The following is an 18,685-nucleotide window of genomic DNA, read 5'->3' on the forward strand; positions in this document are numbered from 1 at the left end:
GTTGTCCTCGCTGTTTTGCTTCCTATATCTGCTACGCGATGGCGGCAGTACTTTGAGTATGCCCCGTTGATTCTGCAAACTGATACAACTCTTCCATCGCCATTGGTCTTGCGTAGTAGTAGCCCTGGAACAGGTCACAGCCACATCGTTTCAGAACGGCTTCGTGCTTTTCGGTCTCAACACCTTCAGCCAGAACCTGCATGTCAAAATTCTTACCGATCGCAATAATATTCTGCGCCATTTTTAATGACTTAGTGCAAGTAAGGATGTTGTCGATAAAGCCTTTGTCGATTTTGATTTCCTGAAAGGGTAATTCACCGAGCATACTCAGAGACGAATAGCCTGTTCCGAAGTCATCCAAAGAAATTCGGACACCTAAGCGATTCAGGTTTTCACAAACAGGACGCACAATGTCGATGTCTTCAATGAACAGGTTCTCAGTGATTTCCAAAGTGATATTGTGCTGATTAAAACGCTGGGTCTGAATAGACAGAATCAGCTTATCTAAGAAATCTTCTTGAGTAATCTGACGAACAGAAATATTGATGGAAACCTGAAAGTCGTAGCCGAGCTGTCTTTGTAGCTGAGACATTTCTGCCAGCGTAGTATCAATGATCAGCTGACCAAGAGTTGGCATCAAGCCACACGACTCTGCAATTGGAATGAATTTGTCCGGTGGCACAAAACCAAGTTCGTCGTCATTCCAGCGCACCAGTGCTTCAACACCATGAAGGTTACCTTCCGCGTTAAACTGAGGTTGGTATACCATGTACAGTTTGCTCTGCTGGATAGCCTGTCGAAGTCTCTGTTCGAGCTTCACCGTGTGCAGATAGCTGCTTTGCATTGACTCTGTAAAGAAGCTGACTGAGTTGCGCCGAGTTTTCGCATCGTACATGGCAATGTCGGCGCAACGGAGTAGGGAATCCAAGCTAGTCCCGTGTTCAGGATATTGTGCAATACCAATACTGCAACCAAGAATGAAGCTGAACTGATCTATCTCATAGGGTTTCGAGAGATTGTGAATAATGTTGTTCGCAAAGCGATTCAATTCATAATGGTCGCTTAATGACGTCACAATAATAAACTCGTCGCCGCTTTCACGAATCAGAAGCGTTTGATCGTCCGAAATAGAACGTAGCCTTGCTGCAATTTCTTCCAAAACTTTATCACCATGATCGTGACCGGAACTGTCATTCACATTTTTAAAGTGGTCCATATCCATGAAAAGGATTGAAAACGGAGGAGCAGTGGGGCGCAGCCAGCGATGAATGTGCGAGCGCAAATAATGACGATTAGGTAACTGTGTTAGTGGGTCATGATTCGCTTGAAACAGAAGCTCGTCGTGACGGTCTTTTTCATGTTTATCGATGGAACGAACAAACAGGAAGAACACGGCCTGAATGGCTAAGAAAATGGCAATGTAAACCGCCATAACCCCAAGATACTCAAATACTACGTGGCGCAGATCAATTTCAGAAACGGTCCATATATCGAATCGGGGGATATACTGAATCGCGTATAACCCCGGCTTCTGCTGATCAAGCACATAACCTACCGTTGGAGACTCAACTCTTTTCAAATCCTTTAGAGTATAACCGTTGGATTTGGCAACACTGTTCAACATGTTGTCGAAGTATCGCTCAGAAATTGGCGTGTTGTAGTCAATGCCGTTTCTTTCTGGCGTTGTCATAAACTGAACAAAATAGTCGTCTCGAATCACGCCTATTTTATGTTCGTAATTGTCGTGCAGCCGTATGTTGAAGAGAGTAGTCTGATCAAGTTGCAAGCCTGCCGTCATGACCGCCAGAACATTTCCAGATTCATCTCTGATGGCTTTGCGAATAGGCAGGATGAATTCGTCGATGTCTTCCTTGTAATAAGTTCGGCCAAGAACCATTGAATAACTGGTGAGGGTTTTGGCAAATGACTCGCGAGTACTTTCTTTATGAAGCAGGTTGGGTTGGGTGAATTTGCTTAAATTAGAGCTGACTAGATGTATTTCGCCATAAGGGTCGGCGAGCCCAAATGCGGCAATGCTATTGTTGATACTTAACAGGCGATCCAGCCATTCCTGACTGGCATCATCACTTTCGTAATTGTTTTCCGACAACAAACGATCGCCGAGCACGTCCAGAACCATTTCCTGGTTGTTTAGCAAAGAAGTAATGCCGTTTGTGAAGATTTGAACGGCATTAAACTGCTCTTGCGAATGTGAACGCTCTACTTTTAACCACTGTTGCCATGCGATGAACAAAAATATCGTACTGCTTATAAGCAAAAGCAGTTTATACAATGTCCAGATGTTCCGTTTTAGGTCTGCCATTACTACCTTTGACTTCCTTGATACCGTACAGTGACTTTTGTAGGGAGACGTGAATTATCCAAAAACTAACTGAGTTGTCACTCAATTGTTATGTTTTGTTACTATTTTTGAGAGATTAACCAACTTCTATAGGAAGCTCAATTTTCTGACCCCATTCAGTCCATGACCCGTCGTAGACAGAAAACTTTTCAAACCCAACTTCATAAGCAGCAAGCGCTAAAATTGCGGCAGTAACACCAGATCCACAACTGAAAATCAGCTGACTTTCTGAATTAATATCCCAATTATTAAATAGATGAGTTAGCTCACTAACTGGTTTGAACCTGTCACCATTCATGAGTTCGCCGAATGGAAGACTATGCGAACCTGGGATCCTTCCGGATCTCACTCCCGGACGTGGTTCAGTTACATTTCCTTCGTATCTGGCTCGTGGTCTTGCGTCAAAGGTGTAAGTATTCTCTCTGGAGATCGAATTTAGTATGTCACGTGAGCTATATACTAAATCTTCATTCAGCTTGGCTATGAAATTGCCGAAACCTATCGGTGTACTCAAAGCACATTGGGTTTTGTAACCTGCGTTAATCCAGGCTCTCAGACCGCCTTCAAGCAGATACACGGAGTCAAACCCCATAGTTTTAAACATCCACCATGCTCTAGGAGAAGCGTATGTGCCTGCCTGATCATAGACAACGACCACACTGTCTTTATCGATTCCCATTGCTCTGGCATGAGCCTGAAATTCGTGTTCTGGTGGGAGCATATGAGGCAGTGGAGACGACTTATCGTAGACTACTTTGTCATAATCGAATCGCAGAGAACCTGGAATGTAGCCTGCGTTCGCGGGTTCTGGTGCACCGGGAATCATCAAGTCCAGACTGGCATCAAGAATGACAACTTTCTGATCATTTATTCGTTGAGATACCCATTCTGGGGTGACTAAAGCTTTTGCCATGCTACGTTCTCCTTACGTTATGATGGAATTTGTTTCTTTGCAGTATTGCAGAATGTCAGGCGTCTATCATTGGTAATCCCCTTAGTCGTTCCGCGATGGTATCGACCAGAATCCGAGACTTAAATGGAATAGGGTGAGCAGGGAAGATTGCATAAAATTCGACAGAACGTAATTCATAGTCACCCAAAACTCGAATCATTCGACCCTGCTTGATATCGTCGTAAACATAGAACGCCGGAAACAAACTCAGACCAAGGTTTTCCAGAACCATTAACCGTGTAGCTTGTGCCGTATTGCATGTGATTGTAGCGGCGGGTTCGCAGAAAACTTTACTTTTATCCGGCGCGTTCATCTGAATTCGTCGAGAGAGCTGGCTGTTCTGAATCCAGGGCAGAGAAACAAGTGTCTGATGATTAAGGCTCTGTACCTGATTTCCAAAACTTTCGGATGCGCATATCCAGTGTTCGGTCGAACCGAGTTTTCTTACTGGGTAGTTTTCTTCCTTCAGCCAGCCGACTCGAATCGCCACATCTACGTTTTCTTCCAGAAGATTGACTGCTCGGTTATCAAACATGATCTCCATATGAAGTTCTGGATGCTGGCGTTTTATGTCTGCCAGAATCGGCATAAGCGTCGTTGCACCAAAATCGATGGGCATACTGATTCGCACATTACCGCTGATTATCGAGTGCTCACTGCTTGAACGTGAGGCGATCTCGCTGTATTCACTCATGATATTTTCGGCGTGCTGATAAATCATGGAACCCACATCAGTCATGGTCACTGTACGTGTCGTGCGGTTCAGCAACCTGACGGACAGGCTCTCTTCCAGATCATCTATATGCTTGCTAACCACCGAACGGCTAATGTCGAGCGCATCTGCGGCACGGGTAAAAGACCCTGTTCGGACTACGTGGGCATACACCACCAACTTAAACAGATCTCTGCCAATACTTTTCATGGGAATCTCCATTGTTCTGTTTTATGTAACACATATGTTTTATTTGGTCTATTTATTCGTTTATTTGGACTTATAAAATGAGCGGACGTTTTGAGAGAGAGAACAAACTATGAAAAATACCCTTATTGCTTCGTCCATCTTGATGGGCATGATGTCTTTCGGTGCTCAGGCAGAACTGGAAAAAATTGGTGATACCAAGCCGCTTCAACTGCATGTATTTAACGCTGGTGAAGACAGCTTCAATGTTAAGTCTGTGCTGGTTACTGGAGAGAAAGAAGCGGTACTGATTGATGGTCTATTTAAAAAGTCGGACGCCCATCGTTTAGTGGCGGATATACTCGATTTAGGTAAAGATCTGAAAACCGTTTATGTCAGCCATAGCGATCCTGATTACTACTTCGGTCTTGAAGTGATTAAGAAAGCTTTTCCTAACGCGAATATCGTATCTACACAATCGACGGCCGATGCTATTGCGAAGAAGCTGAATACTAAGCTATCGGTATGGGGACCCGAGTTGGGAATGAATGCACCAACACACCCCGTTATTCCTGCGGTATTGAAAGGCGATGAGATCACCCTAGAAGGGCATACGTTGAGTATTGAAGGTCTGGACAAAGACTACAAAGCACGCAGCTATGTCTGGATCCCTGAAATCAAAGCCGTAGTGGGCGGTATCAACGTGGTTGGTGGCGAACATGTTTGGATGGCAGATACACCAACACCGGAATCCCGTCAGGTATGGCAACAGGCGCTGTCTTCAATTAAAGCGCTTAAACCAAGCGTTGTAGTGCCGGGCCATGCCACTGAAGGTGTTGAATTCTCGTTATCTTCTGTCGACTTTACTCAGGAATATTTAAAGCATTTTGAGAAAGCGGTGAAAAACAGTAAAGACAGCAAACAGGTTATTGAGAAAATGGCAAAGCAATATCCGGAATTCGGAAAAGGCTTTACTTTGGAATTGGGCTCCCAGGTCGCTATGGGTGAACGGACCTGGTAACCCTGACGGAGATGTATTGAAAGGTTGAAATGACGCAAAGCTGTCCCTCTTATGCTTTGCGCCATTTCATGGGGAGCTTACCAACTCCAACTGCTTTGCGATGCGTAGAATTTCTGTTGTAACGGCTGGCTACCATCGTAGAACCAGATTTCTCCCAGAAGGTCGCTTGAACTGTCTGAGACAATCAAGGTGATATCTGCTTTTCCATCTTTCAGTGGCATGGCAACGATTCGGCTACCGTAGTCGGGTAGCAAAGTACCGTCGTCTAGCGTGTGGTAGTTGCGATAAACTGAAAGATAAGCCCTTGCCACTGATGTAGCTGAAATATCCACAGACATCGAGCGGTTCTCAATCGGGCTGTAATCAAACCCGTCTGGTGCGACTAAGTCACTGGTCTTAATTGCCGGGCTTGCAGCAGGCAATTCGCTCGGTGCAGGTGAAGACGCATTTCCGCTGCTTGCGTCTCCGCCACCGCCGCCTCCACCACATGCTGTAAGGGACGACATTACGATAATTGCTAGGCTAAGATTTTTCATGATGCTTCTCCCTTAGTAACATTTCGCGGCAACGGCATTTGATGCTTCAAACCAGTCTGTAAATGTTTCACCACCAGACTCTGTATATTCCTGGAATTTTGGATAGGCTTCGAGCAAATCCGTCCCTTCGGTTGGCCAAATCCACTGAGTATCCACTTCAGCATTCTCAAACAACATGATTGCCCACGGTAGGTTGTTCGTCGTTTTGAAATATTTGCCGCTGCCTGAGTTGGAGTCGTCATCCCCTGGTAGACTGAAGAAGCTGCTGTCGAACTTGCTGGTTGGCGCATTATCCGGTAAGTGGATTTCTAAACTGCGACCAGGAGGCGTATTGAACATAGACCCATGTGCAAAGCCAGGTGTTCCAAAGATGAATGGTTTGTATGGCATGGCGCCAATTGAACCGTTCAGTGTTGGGTCGATGAAGCTGACATGCAACTCAAACTCTAATGCGACATCTTCGCGACAGGCTTTTTGGGTTCTGAAGTACGAACAGTTTGAAGACTGAGCATCTTTCGCGTTTTCAATGATGATGAAAGTGGTTTCGTTGTTGTCCGACTCTTCAAGTGTTTCAAAGCTGACCAAAGAACCGTTGTGATACAGGCGGGTTTTGGTTGTGTCGACGTTAGTTGGGTCCACTCCCGGAATGTTTACTGCGAACCCACTGCGGTAACTTGCACCGACCGCATCCAGTGTTCCTTTGATGACAGATTTAGCGACGTATTCTGTGCCACCGACAGTCTTAAGTACTTGCTTAATCTGGTAGCGTACGACAAGGTCGTTCATGTCGTAGTCTGCTGTTTCCGGCCAGTTATCTTCATAAGCCAGAGTGACGTAACCTTCGTTCGTAGGGAAGTACTCTTCTCTTGTATCTACGTCAGCAATGGTCATTTGATGATCTTCAACCTCACCAGATGTTGAGCCGCCGTAGTAGTTCAGCCCTGACTGCTGGCTGAAGCGGAATCGAGACCATGTTTCACCAGCGACCGCAGTGATAGGAGCAGTGAGAACAATCGTATTCAGACCCGCAGACAGAGAGTAGTCGGTCAGAATCTGATCATCTGAATCGGTGAACTGGTTGTTTCCTTCCCAGTCCATCCATGCATTCAGGTAACCGGACGTTGATGCATAAACGGTTATCACACTGTCCAGACCGGCTTCGATTGAAGTGACCAAGCCAACGCCGTCTTCATCGGCGGTGCCAATCGTGTTGTCGGAATCTGGAGACTGTGCAGCATCCGCATCACCGTCTGGTGTCGATACACCCATCCAGGTCAACCCGTCTAATTCATGACGAGGACCGTTTGACAGAAGTAGGGTAGAGTAAGCGTCCGGCGCGTCACCAAAATCAATAGTAGAGTCTTCGTCGATGACAGGTGCGTTAGCGCATCGTGCACCGTCGTTTTGATTGGAAGTTGGACCGGTGGCGAATTCTATGGCAGTGATGTTGTCTGGGTTGATGTTACCGCTCTCATCCAAAGAAAGGTCGATTCGGTAAATTTTCCCTCCTTCTCTGATTACGACACCACCGGAAGTCACATCTGAGTTTCTTGACACGTAGTAGTAACCGTTAACATCAAAATAGCCCGCGCCAAATGTCCCTAACTGACCGACATCTCCAATTTCAGTAATGGTTCCGCTGCCGTCTGTTGCAAATTCGTGAAGCTTACCTGTGTTGTTGTCCACGCCGTAAAGTTTTCCGTTTCCGGGGTGAAAAGCGAAATCGGTCAGGTTTACACTGGAGTTGGATGAAATGAGTTCCAGTGTTAGCTCTGCATTGGGATCGGAATCGAGTGGAGTCAGGTCGATTTTGTACAGACCAGTGTTTTTACGGTAAAGGTAGTAAGTACGGTTGTATACGTCACCAACAAAGAAAGTGCTGGAAGGGAGCCCTGACACGTTCAGAACTTGCACGCTGTAATCGTTACCGACTCTTACTACTTTCTTGTTCGTCGTGTCGTAACCATAAATGAAGCGCTTATCGGTTCCTGCTGACTCGTCTTCGCCATTTGCGTAGCCAAAGTCAAATCCCACACCGTTAATGTTACCGTTGTAAGGGCTGGCACTGTTCAACAGTTCTGTGGTACCAGTGACCAGGTTAACACCCCAGATTTCAACCGGGCTGCTCTGAAATAAGAATGCCTTGCTTGGGCATGTCTCGAAAGCTGTAACTGTACTTGCAGAAGAGATAGCAGGAGTAATTCCAGCCATAGCAAGTGTTAATGCACCCATAAGTTTTTTATTCATATCTATCACCTTTAATCTCCGTCGGCTTAAACTCCTTTATACAAGTTGCGTGCCAGTTGTAAGGTGTTGATATTTAATGGTTTATTAAAATGAGAAATTTGGAGTTCTCAATTGAAATGTCAGATTGAATTGGGTTTGATTCAAATTGAGAATATAAGATGAGAATTTAGAAAGGTAGCCCTCGCCTGGAGGGCTTTAGAAATTGATAAAGCTACTTACAAACGGTGCAATTCGGGTTCTTTGGCAGCTTCATTTCACGCCAGGAAAGAGACAACGCATCAAACATCAATATCTTTCCGGTACATGGCTGACCATAGTTTGCCAACACTTTTATCGCTTCAAGAGCCTGAGTTGCACCAATGATTCCAACAACGGGTGCCATGATCCCAGCTTCAACACAAGACAGTGCCTGATCACCAAATAGGGCACTCAGACACTGATAACAGGCGTCTTCATGATGGTAAGTGAAGACAGAGATTTGTCCTTCCATGCGAATTGCGGCACCTGAAACCAATGGCTTCTTCAATTCAAAACAGATTCGATTGAGCTGGTTTCTTGTTGTGACATTGTCACTTGCATCAAGCACCAAATCGTGATGCTTGATAAGAGAAGCAAGCTCGGAGTCGTCCAAACGTTTGTTGTAAGTCTCTATGGTTATGTGAGGGTTCAGTTTTTCTAAAGAAGCTTTAGCAGATTCAACTTTGTCTATGCCGATAGTGCTGTCTGAATGCAGAACCTGACGTTGCAGGTTAGATAGCTCGACTTTATCGTCGTCAACCAATGTGATTTTGCCAACCCCTGCGGTCGCAAGATACTGAGAAGAAGCACAGCCTAAACCGCCTGCGCCTAAAATCAGAATCGAAGACTCTTTGAGTGCTTCCTGACCATCGAAATCAAAATTTTTCAGGATGATCTGTCGGTTGTACCTCAGCATTTCTTCATCAGAAAGAATATCCATATCGGCACCAATCAATATAGGGTGTGATTGAACAATTGGATTTGGACGGTTTCGCCTTGTTCTATGTTGCCGCGTTCACGCTCTAACACAGCGAAACAGTTAGAAAGGCTCATAGAACGAAATGCACCAGAGCTTTGGTTACCCGTAGACTCAACAAAGAACTGACCGTTTTCAATGCTGTATATCGCTCGTTGAAAATCAGTACGACCCGGAGACTTTTTAAACCTTGAGCGGGTGGTAGCAGGGATGGATTCGGGAGCTTTCCATTGAGAGTGACCGCCTAATTTAGCGAGCAGAGGCTGTACCAATACATACATGGTCAACATGGCAGAAACCGGATTTCCAGGAAGCCCGCAGAACAGAGCATTGTCCAGCTTACCGTACGCGAATGGTTTCCCCGGTTTGATAGCCAGTTTCCAGAAGCCGATTTCTCCGAGTTCTTCCAGAATGTCCTTGGTGTAATCCGCTTCACCAACGCTCACACCACCAGAAGTTACAACCACATCGGCTAAGTCCTGAGCTTTGATAAAGGTTTGTTTTAGCGTTTCCGGATCGTCAGGGATGATGCCCAAATCGATCGCTTCACAATCAAAATTCAGAATCAGTTCTTTGATTCCATAGCGATTGCTGTCATAGATTTGACCGGCTTCAAGTGTTTCACCAACAGGTTTAAGTTCGTCGCCAGTCGAGAAAAATGCGACTTTTGGTTTGTTATAAACCTGAACTTGCGCAATACCCAGCGACGCAATCATTGGGATGTCACGTGGGGTGAGTCGGTGACCTTGGTCGAGAACTAAATCGCCTTCGCTAATGTCTTCACCGATGGGTCGGATATTGTTATTTAGGGCGACATCCGTTTGAAGAAATTCAACAGAACCGTCTTCGTGTGTTTTTGTGTTTTCTTGCATGATTACAGCATCGCATCCCTCTGGGATTTGTGCGCCTGTCATAATACGAATGCAAGTGTTAGGCGACCAGTTACCCTCAAAAGGCTGACCAGCAAAGGATTTCCCGCCAAGAGGCATCGTTGGAGTGCTGACTAATTCGTCCCGACGGATGGCATAACCATCCATGGCAGAATTATGAAAAGGCGGAACATGAATTGGGGAGCGTAAAGGCTCGGCAAGAACAAAACCGCAAGCTTCTGAAATTGGTAATGTGTGAATATTGCTTAAAGCGTTAACAGAATCGAGCATTTTGCCCATGGCTTCTTCTATCGGCATTAATCCCGGCGCGTCACAACAACCCATATTATTTCCCATTTATCATTATGTTATTTACCGCTGAACAATAGCATATTTAAGGTCTCAGCCCCAAAACCTCTCTTAAAATATGGGTGTAATTATTCCAAAATGCGAGTATGCTTGTCAGCCATCCAAAAGGGGTAAAAGATTGCATGGGAGAAGTACACATGTCTGGTTTGAGTGAATCAGCGCTGTTAGTTCAGCAAGCACTGGTAGAAAAGGGCATCGAGACTCCAATGGCGCCAAACAGCGTGAGTCGAGAAGAGAAGAAAGAGCGTATCGAACATCACATGCGCGAAATTCTTCAGCTTTTGGAACTGGACTTGTCGGATGATAGCCTTGAAGAGACTCCACATCGTATCGCTAAAATGTACGTTGACGAGATATTTTCAGGTCTGGATTATAAGAACTTCCCAAAAATCACAGTAATCGACAACAAGATGGCGTGTAGCGAGATGGTTCGTGTAAAAGACATTACCGTAACCAGCACTTGTGAACACCACCTTGTAACCATAGATGGCAAAGCTGCTGTTGCTTATATTCCGCGCAAAAAGATCATTGGTCTTTCGAAGATCAATCGTATTGTTCGCTTTTTCGCGCAGCGCCCTCAGGTGCAGGAAAGAATGACTCAGCAGATTTTGGTTGCATTGCAAACGTTATTGGAAACAGACGATGTAGCAATAACAATGGATGCCGTGCACTACTGTGTGAAATCACGCGGTGTTATGGACGCGACCAGCGAAACCACAACCACTGCGTTAGGTGGGATATTCAAATCTAACCCGGCGACTCGTCACGAATTCCTACACGGTTTGCGATAAGAATTCAGTGATGAACTGACAATAAAAAACCCAGCATTTATGCTGGGTTTTTTTACATCTTCATGCCAGTTAACTTGTTTTAAACTGAGCAACGGCTTCATCCATGTCATGAGCCTGACTGGATACGCCATCCACTTCTTCCATACACTGCTTAGCCGAGTGTATGTTGTTGTCAGAAATTGATTGAAGCTCGGTAATCGACTCACTCACCTGATTCATCACAATCCCTTGTTCTTCAATCGCAGAGGCAATTCTTTCTGAGTTGCTCTGGATAGAATCCATGTCAGAGATGATTTGAGTAAAGCTGTCATCAAGAGTTTGAGAGTATTGCTTAGTCTGATCGCCCTGGGAGTTACAGGTTTCGATGTCGCTTACTACTGTAGACATTTGCGCCTGAATCGCACTCACAACCGAGGTGATTTCTTCAGTTGACTGATGCGTTCGACTGGCGAGAGCTCGGACTTCGTCTGCTACCACAGCAAATCCACGACCCTGTTCACCTGCTCGTGCCGCCTCAATTGCTGCGTTAAGCGCCAGCAAGTTAGTCTGCTCCGCGATTTCCTGAATCATCACAACCGCACCACCGATTTGATCAACGTGCTGGTTGAGTGAGCTGATGGATGCCTGGCTGTTAGCCAACGTACCAGAAAGGCTGTTGATGTTGTCTACCGTGCTGCTTACAACATCTCGACCCGCTTTCGCGTTGTTTGCTGCCTGATTTACACCTTCAGCAGCAACCGCTGTGCTTTCAGAAATTTCGCTGATGGTTGATACCATCTCCTGAACCGCAGTCGCCATAGAGCCTGTATGTTGAGCCTGTGTATCGAACTGCTCAATAACGCCTTGCAGCTGTGTATGCATGCTTTCCGTGCTACCAAACAGGGCTTTGGACTTCACTTGAGAACCGGAAACCAGTTTTTCAATGCTATCAAGCAACTGATTAAAATATTTCCCCAGCTCTGAAAGTTCGCTCTTACCATTAATGTCGACTCTCATACCAATATTATTGGTTTCAGAGATCTCCTGAATGGTCGTAAGCAGCTTATTCATCATTGAATTGATTGAAATCGAAATTTGAGCAACAACCGCAATAATGATGATGATTACTACGAGAGTAATTCCCCATTTTATTGTGACGATTTGCTCTTCATATTTGGATACGCCAGTCTGCAGGATTTCGGCGGAGGCTTTAAACTGTTTCTCTATCTTATGAGAAGCACCTCGTACGCCACCTAACATACCCACATTGTATTTAAGACCAATGACTTCCAACTGCTTAACGACATTTTGTGCAGTTGACTTGAGCTCTGCATTACCCAAGTTGCCAAGAAGGGTAGGGTCGTAGTTACCTTGTAAAACGGATTCATGAAAAGTGTCTAAGGTAATTTTGTCGGTATTATTAGCGCCATCGAAAACGGATTGATATGCCGCAAGGTATGCACCCATCAAACCTTCGCCTTCTTTCAGACCGAGCGTTTTATAAGCATTAACCATCTTAGTAAAACTGTTTTTATAAAAGTCTAAGTCGGCAACAAGCTGGTCTGGGTAGGGAATGTCATATTTAGCAAGAGTACTGGCAATGCTGGCATTAATTGAAAGAAAATTATCTGCGTTTTTACCAAATTTATCCAAATACTTAAGGTCTTTTCTAAGCAAGAAATCCTTTTCATTTCTTCTCAGCATCAAAAGACTAACTTGCAAATCGGAAAGCTGTGTTCGAGCCTGACCTAATTCACTTATATTTTTTGTGGAGAATGTGGAAACGCCCAAAATAGTGGCGACACCTAAGATTGAAACTAATCCTAAAAGAATTAACGAGTCTTAATATTCATAAGCATACTTCTTTTATTAATATTTGCATCATTAATGATAAATACAATTATCATCAATATTCATAAACTTAATTTAGAAATGAGACTCACGCTACAAATAAATGTGACATTTACATTACATTTATATGTCAGTGTGCAGGTTGTTAATTTCCTTAAAGTTTATCAATAGCATTGCATCCGTGTTCTTATTAAAAATAATGACATTAGAGATTCATCATGCAACAAGGTATCAAAAATGATTCACATTTCTTATTATTGAGACTTTGGTTGTTGCAAATGATTTTCTATTACTATGATTCACTGGTTTCATAGAAATCGAAATTATATGTCGGCAACCTTTTAGGTAAGGTTTGACATTATATCGGAGGGAGAAGAAAAAACTTTAGTAGTTTAAAAAATAGTTTTTTGCAAATTATTGAAAATATCGAGCTAGGTGTTTAAGAAGTATAAAAAAACCGCCTGTGTGGCGGTCTTTGTCTTGTGTTAGTTCAATTCAAGTAACTCTACTTCAAAGATTAAAGTTGCACCCGGTGGGATAGGACCGGTACCATTTTTTCCATAAGCCAAATTACTCGGAATAAAGAATCGGAACTTGTCACCAACAACCATCAGCTGAACGCCTTCTTGCCAACCCTGAATCACTTTATTAAGAGGGAATGAAATTGGCTCGCCTCTGTCTACAGAGCTATCAAACACAGAACCATCTAGCAACGTACCGTGATAGTGGACTTTTACGTTGCTCGTCGCTCCTGGATGAGTTGTACCATCGCCTTTAGTCAGGACTTCATACTGGAGACCAGATTGAGTGGTTACAACACCTTCTTTCTGACTATTCTGCATCAGGAAGTTCTGACCCTGAGTAAAGTTAGCTTCTGACGCTTTGTGATTCGTCCAGGTACGATAGATGAAAAAAGCGGCAAGAATAAAAATGACGATAGGGAAAACAAACTTAGACACGGTGATTCCTTATGTTTCTGGTCTATGGTTACGTCCAAGCTCTGTATGGCTGCTTGGGGGTAAAGTTTAAAGTGAAAGAAGATAATTTATCGTTTTAGCGATGTCTTTGATATCTTTGTGTCCAGACGTTACAACCTGATATTTACCGTTAACGATAAAGGTGGGTACAGCGTTGATCTGCGCCTGCTGCGTGACCGTTTCTCCAACTTCAATTTCTTTGAATAGCTTCTGTTGCATGCTTTCATCAAAGTCATATGGGCTGACTAAATCACGAGAATGGAACACACGCTCCATTGCCGCTTTGATTTCAGCTTGAGTATGTCCACTTCCCATCTGTGCTGCGGCAAACAGTTCGTCCATCATAATATGGTCGGGAACACCTTCCACCTGCATGGCTGCGGCGTAATAAATCAAAGCAGAAATCTGGGCGCTTTCGTTAAACGTGACGTGCACTTTTCCAATCTGCTTTTGCAGTTCGTCTTCAAGTTCCGGAACGAATTTTTCCATGTTTCGACAGTGACCACAGTTCAAAGAAAAGACTTCGGTAACCGGGCTAACTAATGTTTGGTCCAGTTCTGTAGGAAGCGTTTGAAAATGAGTCCCTGGCTTTGGCAATCCGTCGTCGCTACAAGCGGCAAGAAAGAAGGCTGAAACCAAAATCAGAAGACTTGAAAATTTACGTTTAATCATAGTGAATACACGGATACGAATGAGGAGGGTATAGTAGAAGAATTTTGGTCGCTGACATACTAATATTTTACAGTAGACTCAAAATTTTTAGTCACATGGTAAGCGTTATTCGGTACTTCTGAGAATTTCCTAAAGTTTTGAGATGTATGCCGATAAAGTTATTGTGACCTTATGAACCACCGATTTGCATTTGGATATTCGCGACAGGCGAATGGCTCTGAATCTGGTTGCTTCATTTGCCCTGTGTTTAATTAGAGCATCAGTAGTGTTATGACAAGACTTCTCAAACTGGCTTGTATCTTTCTCAGTGTAACAACAGTAGGTTGTGCTGCGATCAAGCCGCCAAACATGCTGGAAACGGCACCGCGCTCCGACGCCGAACTCATCTATCCAGATTGGGGAGGAGAGGACGTTGAAGAAATGGCGGTTGCCCAGACGCAGACCCGCTACATTCAGCGAGAAGTCAAGACCATGGCGACGATGGCATCGCCGGTTAGAAGTCCTTCTGGTCAAAAGAACGTGACCGATATTCAAAGCCTGATGAATTACATGGATCAGAATGGTATTGGCTACAACGTTGTACCTGGTCAACACCCAGTTATTAAGTTGAGCAAGCGCATTCACTTCAGAACAGGCTCAGCTTACGTTACAGACGCTTCGCAATATTGGCTAACCGGGCTAGGGCAGTTTCTCGCAAGTAAGCCCAACATTAAAACCGTAATCGACGGTCACACCGACAGTACTGGCAGCAACACGATAAATGATTCCCTGTCTGATAAACGCGCAATGCAAGTAAAAATGCTGTTGACTCGTGAACGTGTGCCACCATCCAACGTTTACACACGAGGTTACGGTAAACACATGCCTTCTTGTTCAAACCTTTCTAAACAGGGTATGGCGTGTAACAGACGAGTAGAGTTGATGTTTATTACGGCTTACTAAGATTATTCAGCAGATATAAAAAAGGGCGACCTGAGGGGCGCCCTTTTTGCTAGTTCGGTTCGGAACTTTTATCAAGCCAACATTAACTTAAACCAGCATTAACTTAAACCAACAATGTTGCCTTCATCGTCGATATCCAGATTCATAAACGCAGGCTTTTCCGAAAGCCCCGGCATGGTCATGACATTCCCGCATAATGCGTAGATAAACCCAGCACCAGCACAAAGCTTGAATTCACGAATATCGACATCAAATCCGTTCGGAGCACCTTTCACTGACGCGTCTGTTGATATGGACAATGGAGTCTTCGCCATACAAAGAGCAAGTCCGTCAAACCCCTGTGCTTTAAACTGAGCGAGCTGCACTTTTGCCTGTTCAGAAAGTTTGATAGCGCCTGCGCCGTATCCTAGCTCAGTTACTGCCATGATTTTCTCTTCCAAAGGCTGCTCGAGCTTATAGAGTGGGGCAAAGCGTATTTCTTCTTTACACGATTCCACGACAGCCTTGGCCAGTTGCACCGCACCATTACCGCCTTGACCAAACGCATCGCTGATCGCCACTTTTACTTCCGGCATGTGCGCCTGAACAAGCAGAGCCAGCTTATTGAGCTCTTCTTCAGAATCTTGGGGGAAACGGTTGATCGCAACAACAGCAGGAACAACGTATTTCGCAACGTTGTTTAAATGCCACTTGAGGTTTTCAAAACCCGCCTCTAAAGCCTGAGCGTCTTCCTGGAATATCGAGTCAGGAAGTGGTTGTCCGGGTCTTAAATCATACAGACCTGAATTTGCCTTTAACCCACGTAACGTCGCAACCACAACGGCGCAGTCTGGCGTTTTTCCGGACATGTTTGCTTTGATATTGCAGGCTTTCTCGAAGCCCATGTCGGAACCAAAACCACCTTCGGTTACTGTGTAGTCTGCAAGCTTAGTGGCGATACTGTCGGCAATAATCGACGAGTTTCCGTGGGCAATATTTGCAAAAGGACCAGCATGGATCAGAGTCGGTACACCTTCAAGAGTCTGCATCATTGTCGGTTCAATGGCTTCTCTCATTGTCACTGTCATTGCGCCTGCAACTTGCAAGTCTTCTGTCGTTACTGGGTTGCCATCCAAATCATAAGCAACAACAATTTTTCCGATTCGCTTGCGAAGGTCTTTCAAATCTGAAGCAAGAGCCAGAATAGCCATCAGCTCTGATGCCGCTGAAATGTCAAAGCCATCCTGTCTTTCATACCCGTTCACGGTTTTTTCTGGCTGATTCTGACCCACAGTGACCATTCTGAGTGCCCGATCGTTATGGTCGATAACACGGCGCCAGACAACACGATTCGGATCAATACGAAGTGCCTTCATATCGTTTCGCTCGCTGAAAGTGTCGTAGCCCAGGCGCTGTTCATGATAGATACGTGCGTCGATAGCAGCAGAGGCTAAGTTATGAGCAGCGGTTACCGCGTGGATATCACCGGTTAAATGGAGGTTTAATTCTTCCATTGGACCGACCTGACTGTATCCTCCGCCTGCCGCTCCGCCTTTAACACCAAAGACAGGTCCCATAGAAGGCTGACGAATACAGGCCATGACCGATTCGCCAATTTTGGCTAGCCCCTGAGACAACCCAATAGTGGTGACTGTTTTACCTTCACCCAGCGGTGTAGGAGTGATGGCGGTAACGACGATCAGTTTCCCTTCGGGATTTTCTTTTAGCCTTTCTAATGTATTCAGGGAGACCTTTGCTTTATGGCGACCATGAGGCGTGTATTCGGTTTTCTCTAACCCAGCGTTGTAGGCTACGGTATCGATAGATGAGAGTGGAGTAGTTCGACAAATCTCAATGTCGCTTAGCATTTAAATCCCCTTTAAAGACAAAAAATAGGCACGTAAACGTTTGCGTGGGCAATATACCTTGCAAATTGTCTTTGTAAAGCCTTTTTACTAGTGAGGATTATATCGGGCTGGATTCATGTGGGCGAGAGAAACATGAACGTTAAAGTGACGGCGTCACTAAAAGTAACGCCGTACTACAATCAACTCTGTTGTGGAGGGGAAGATAAACCTGCTAAACCTTCGGGGTGGTCGAGCTTAAGTGTCTGAGTTGGGTACGCCACATCGGCTTCGTGGTCGTGGATGATGGCCATTATTTTAAGCAGGACATCCTGTTTAACTTCATGGAAACGAACCCAGTTTACGGTTTTGGTAAAGGTATAAACGAAGAAGTCCAGAGACGAAGCACCAAATGCATTAAAGTTGACGATCAACGTCTGATTTGTGTCTATGTCTGGGTGGTTCTGAAGCATGGTTTTTACATCGGCAATAATGGCATCCACTTTTTTGTTGTCGTCATACCTTAAACCGATAGTCTCGTAGATTCTTCGATTGAGCATTCGGCTCGGGTTCTCAACAACAATGTTACTGAATACCGAATTAGGCACGTAAAGCGGACGTTTGTCGAACGTGCGGATAATGGTCATTCTCCAGCCGATACGTTCAACCGTGCCTTCAATTTGTCGGTCAGGTGAGCGGACCCAGTCGCCGACTTTGAAAGGGCGGTCAAAGTAAATCATCATTCCGCCAAAGAAGTTTGATAGCAGATCTTTTGCTGCCAGACCGACAATCAAACCACCGACACCACCGAAGGTTAACAATCCAGAGAGGCTAAGCCCAAGGCTTTGCATCACCGACAGAACCCCCATGATGATGAACACAAGGCGAGCGACTTTTGCTATGGCCTGAACCGTGGTTTCGTCTCTTTTCTTCTGAGACAAAATTTCATCTTCAACATTGGTAATTAAGCGCAGCACTATCCAGACAGCGACAGCAATACCAAGAAGGAGCTTCAGGGTTTCGAGCCAGTTAAGAGAACTTTCCAGATAGGTTTGCAAAATCAAACCTATCGAAACCATGGCTGGCCAGCCCCAAATCAGAGCACTTATGGGTGTCTTAAGTGAATGAACAATCGCGTCGTCCCACCGGTTGGTTGTTTTTGACGCGAGCGTTTCAATTCGACCGTAAAGGATTCGCCAGGCGATCCAGGCGACGAAGCTGATGCTGGTCATGATGACGACATCACCGAACCAGGACTGTTCGAGTAAGTGGAACTGTTGGGTTATTGAGCTTGCAAGATTGTCCATCGACTTTCCCGTGTGTATCTGAGTCTGTTGACCGAATAAGTTGACGAGCGAAAGGTGAAACTGAAAAGTAAACCGCCCGAACTACAGGTGATTGA

14 protein-coding genes and 1 pseudogene are annotated in these 18,685 nt (G+C 44.9%); 3 read left to right on the plus strand and 12 right to left on the minus strand.

The features are described 5' to 3' along the window. Nucleotides 1-31 precede the first annotated feature (31 nt). The 3 genes from QMG91_RS23070 to QMG91_RS23080 form a co-directional block, all read right to left on the minus strand. Nucleotides 32-2,323: a bifunctional diguanylate cyclase/phosphodiesterase gene (locus tag QMG91_RS23070; protein ID WP_022589022.1), complete on the minus strand. Its 2,292-nt coding sequence runs from the start codon at nt 2,321-2,323 to the stop codon at nt 32-34. Between the two features lie 115 nt (nt 2,324-2,438). Continuing rightward, nucleotides 2,439-3,275, minus strand: coding sequence for a sulfurtransferase (locus QMG91_RS23075; protein WP_281832571.1), 837 nt, complete (start codon nt 3,273-3,275; stop codon nt 2,439-2,441). Nucleotides 3,276-3,330: 55 nt separating this feature from the next. After that, a complete protein-coding gene (locus QMG91_RS23080) occupies nt 3,331-4,236 on the minus strand; it encodes a LysR family transcriptional regulator (protein ID WP_022561353.1) in 906 nt (301 codons plus the stop codon). A 109-nt stretch (nt 4,237-4,345) separates the two neighbouring features. Between QMG91_RS23080 and QMG91_RS23085 the strand changes: the two genes are divergently transcribed. Next, nucleotides 4,346-5,233 (plus strand): MBL fold metallo-hydrolase, encoded by an 888-nt coding sequence (locus QMG91_RS23085; protein WP_004407814.1) that lies wholly within the window; start codon nt 4,346-4,348, stop codon nt 5,231-5,233. A 77-nt stretch (nt 5,234-5,310) separates the two neighbouring features. Here the strand turns inward: QMG91_RS23085 and QMG91_RS23090 are convergent, their stop codons facing one another. From QMG91_RS23090 to moeA, 4 genes are all read right to left on the minus strand, one after another. Next, entirely contained in the window at nt 5,311-5,769 is a 459-nt protein-coding gene (locus QMG91_RS23090) for a hypothetical protein (RefSeq protein ID WP_281832576.1), read from the minus strand. A gap of 12 nt (nt 5,770-5,781) precedes the next feature. Beyond that, nucleotides 5,782-8,016: an LruC domain-containing protein gene (locus QMG91_RS23095; RefSeq protein ID WP_281832578.1), complete on the minus strand. Its 2,235-nt coding sequence runs from the start codon at nt 8,014-8,016 to the stop codon at nt 5,782-5,784. Nucleotides 8,017-8,227: 211 nt separating this feature from the next. Further along, entirely contained in the window at nt 8,228-8,974 is a 747-nt protein-coding gene (moeB, locus tag QMG91_RS23100) for a molybdopterin-synthase adenylyltransferase MoeB (protein ID WP_281832579.1), read from the minus strand. 11 nt (nt 8,975-8,985) lie between these two features. After that, nucleotides 8,986-10,224 carry a molybdopterin molybdotransferase MoeA gene (gene moeA, locus QMG91_RS23105; protein WP_281832580.1) on the minus strand — a complete coding sequence of 413 codons (1,239 nt, stop codon included), beginning with the start codon at nt 10,222-10,224 and terminating at the stop codon, nt 8,986-8,988. A gap of 161 nt (nt 10,225-10,385) precedes the next feature. On the opposite strand from moeA, the gene folE reads away from it, so the two are divergent. Then, entirely contained in the window at nt 10,386-11,039 is a 654-nt protein-coding gene (gene folE, locus QMG91_RS23110) for a GTP cyclohydrolase I FolE (RefSeq protein ID WP_281870362.1), read from the plus strand. Between the two features lie 69 nt (nt 11,040-11,108). Here folE and QMG91_RS23115 read toward each other — a convergent pair. From QMG91_RS23115 to QMG91_RS23125, 3 genes and pseudogenes are all read right to left on the minus strand, one after another. Further along, nucleotides 11,109-12,871, minus strand: a pseudogene (locus tag QMG91_RS23115) (methyl-accepting chemotaxis protein). A 483-nt stretch (nt 12,872-13,354) separates the two neighbouring features. After that, nucleotides 13,355-13,828: an FKBP-type peptidyl-prolyl cis-trans isomerase gene (locus QMG91_RS23120; protein ID WP_022561359.1), complete on the minus strand. Its 474-nt coding sequence runs from the start codon at nt 13,826-13,828 to the stop codon at nt 13,355-13,357. Between the two features lie 66 nt (nt 13,829-13,894). After that, complete coding sequence (locus QMG91_RS23125; protein WP_281832585.1) at nt 13,895-14,518, minus strand: thiol:disulfide interchange protein DsbA/DsbL; 624 nt, start codon at nt 14,516-14,518, stop codon at nt 13,895-13,897. Between the two features lie 270 nt (nt 14,519-14,788). On the opposite strand from QMG91_RS23125, the gene QMG91_RS23130 reads away from it, so the two are divergent. Continuing rightward, nucleotides 14,789-15,460, plus strand: a complete 672-nt coding sequence (locus QMG91_RS23130; protein ID WP_004407804.1) for an OmpA family protein — start codon at nt 14,789-14,791, stop codon at nt 15,458-15,460. Between the two features lie 98 nt (nt 15,461-15,558). Here the strand turns inward: QMG91_RS23130 and QMG91_RS23135 are convergent, their stop codons facing one another. Continuing rightward, nucleotides 15,559-17,307 carry a formate--tetrahydrofolate ligase gene (locus QMG91_RS23135; RefSeq protein WP_281832588.1) on the minus strand — a complete coding sequence of 583 codons (1,749 nt, stop codon included), beginning with the start codon at nt 17,305-17,307 and terminating at the stop codon, nt 15,559-15,561. 179 nt (nt 17,308-17,486) lie between these two features. Next, complete coding sequence (locus tag QMG91_RS23140; RefSeq protein WP_281832589.1) at nt 17,487-18,590, minus strand: mechanosensitive ion channel family protein; 1,104 nt, start codon at nt 18,588-18,590, stop codon at nt 17,487-17,489. Between the last annotated feature and the right edge of the window lie 95 nt (nt 18,591-18,685).

The organism is Vibrio nigripulchritudo (assembly GCF_027924785.1).
GTDB lineage: Bacteria > Pseudomonadota > Gammaproteobacteria > Enterobacterales > Vibrionaceae > Vibrio > Vibrio nigripulchritudo.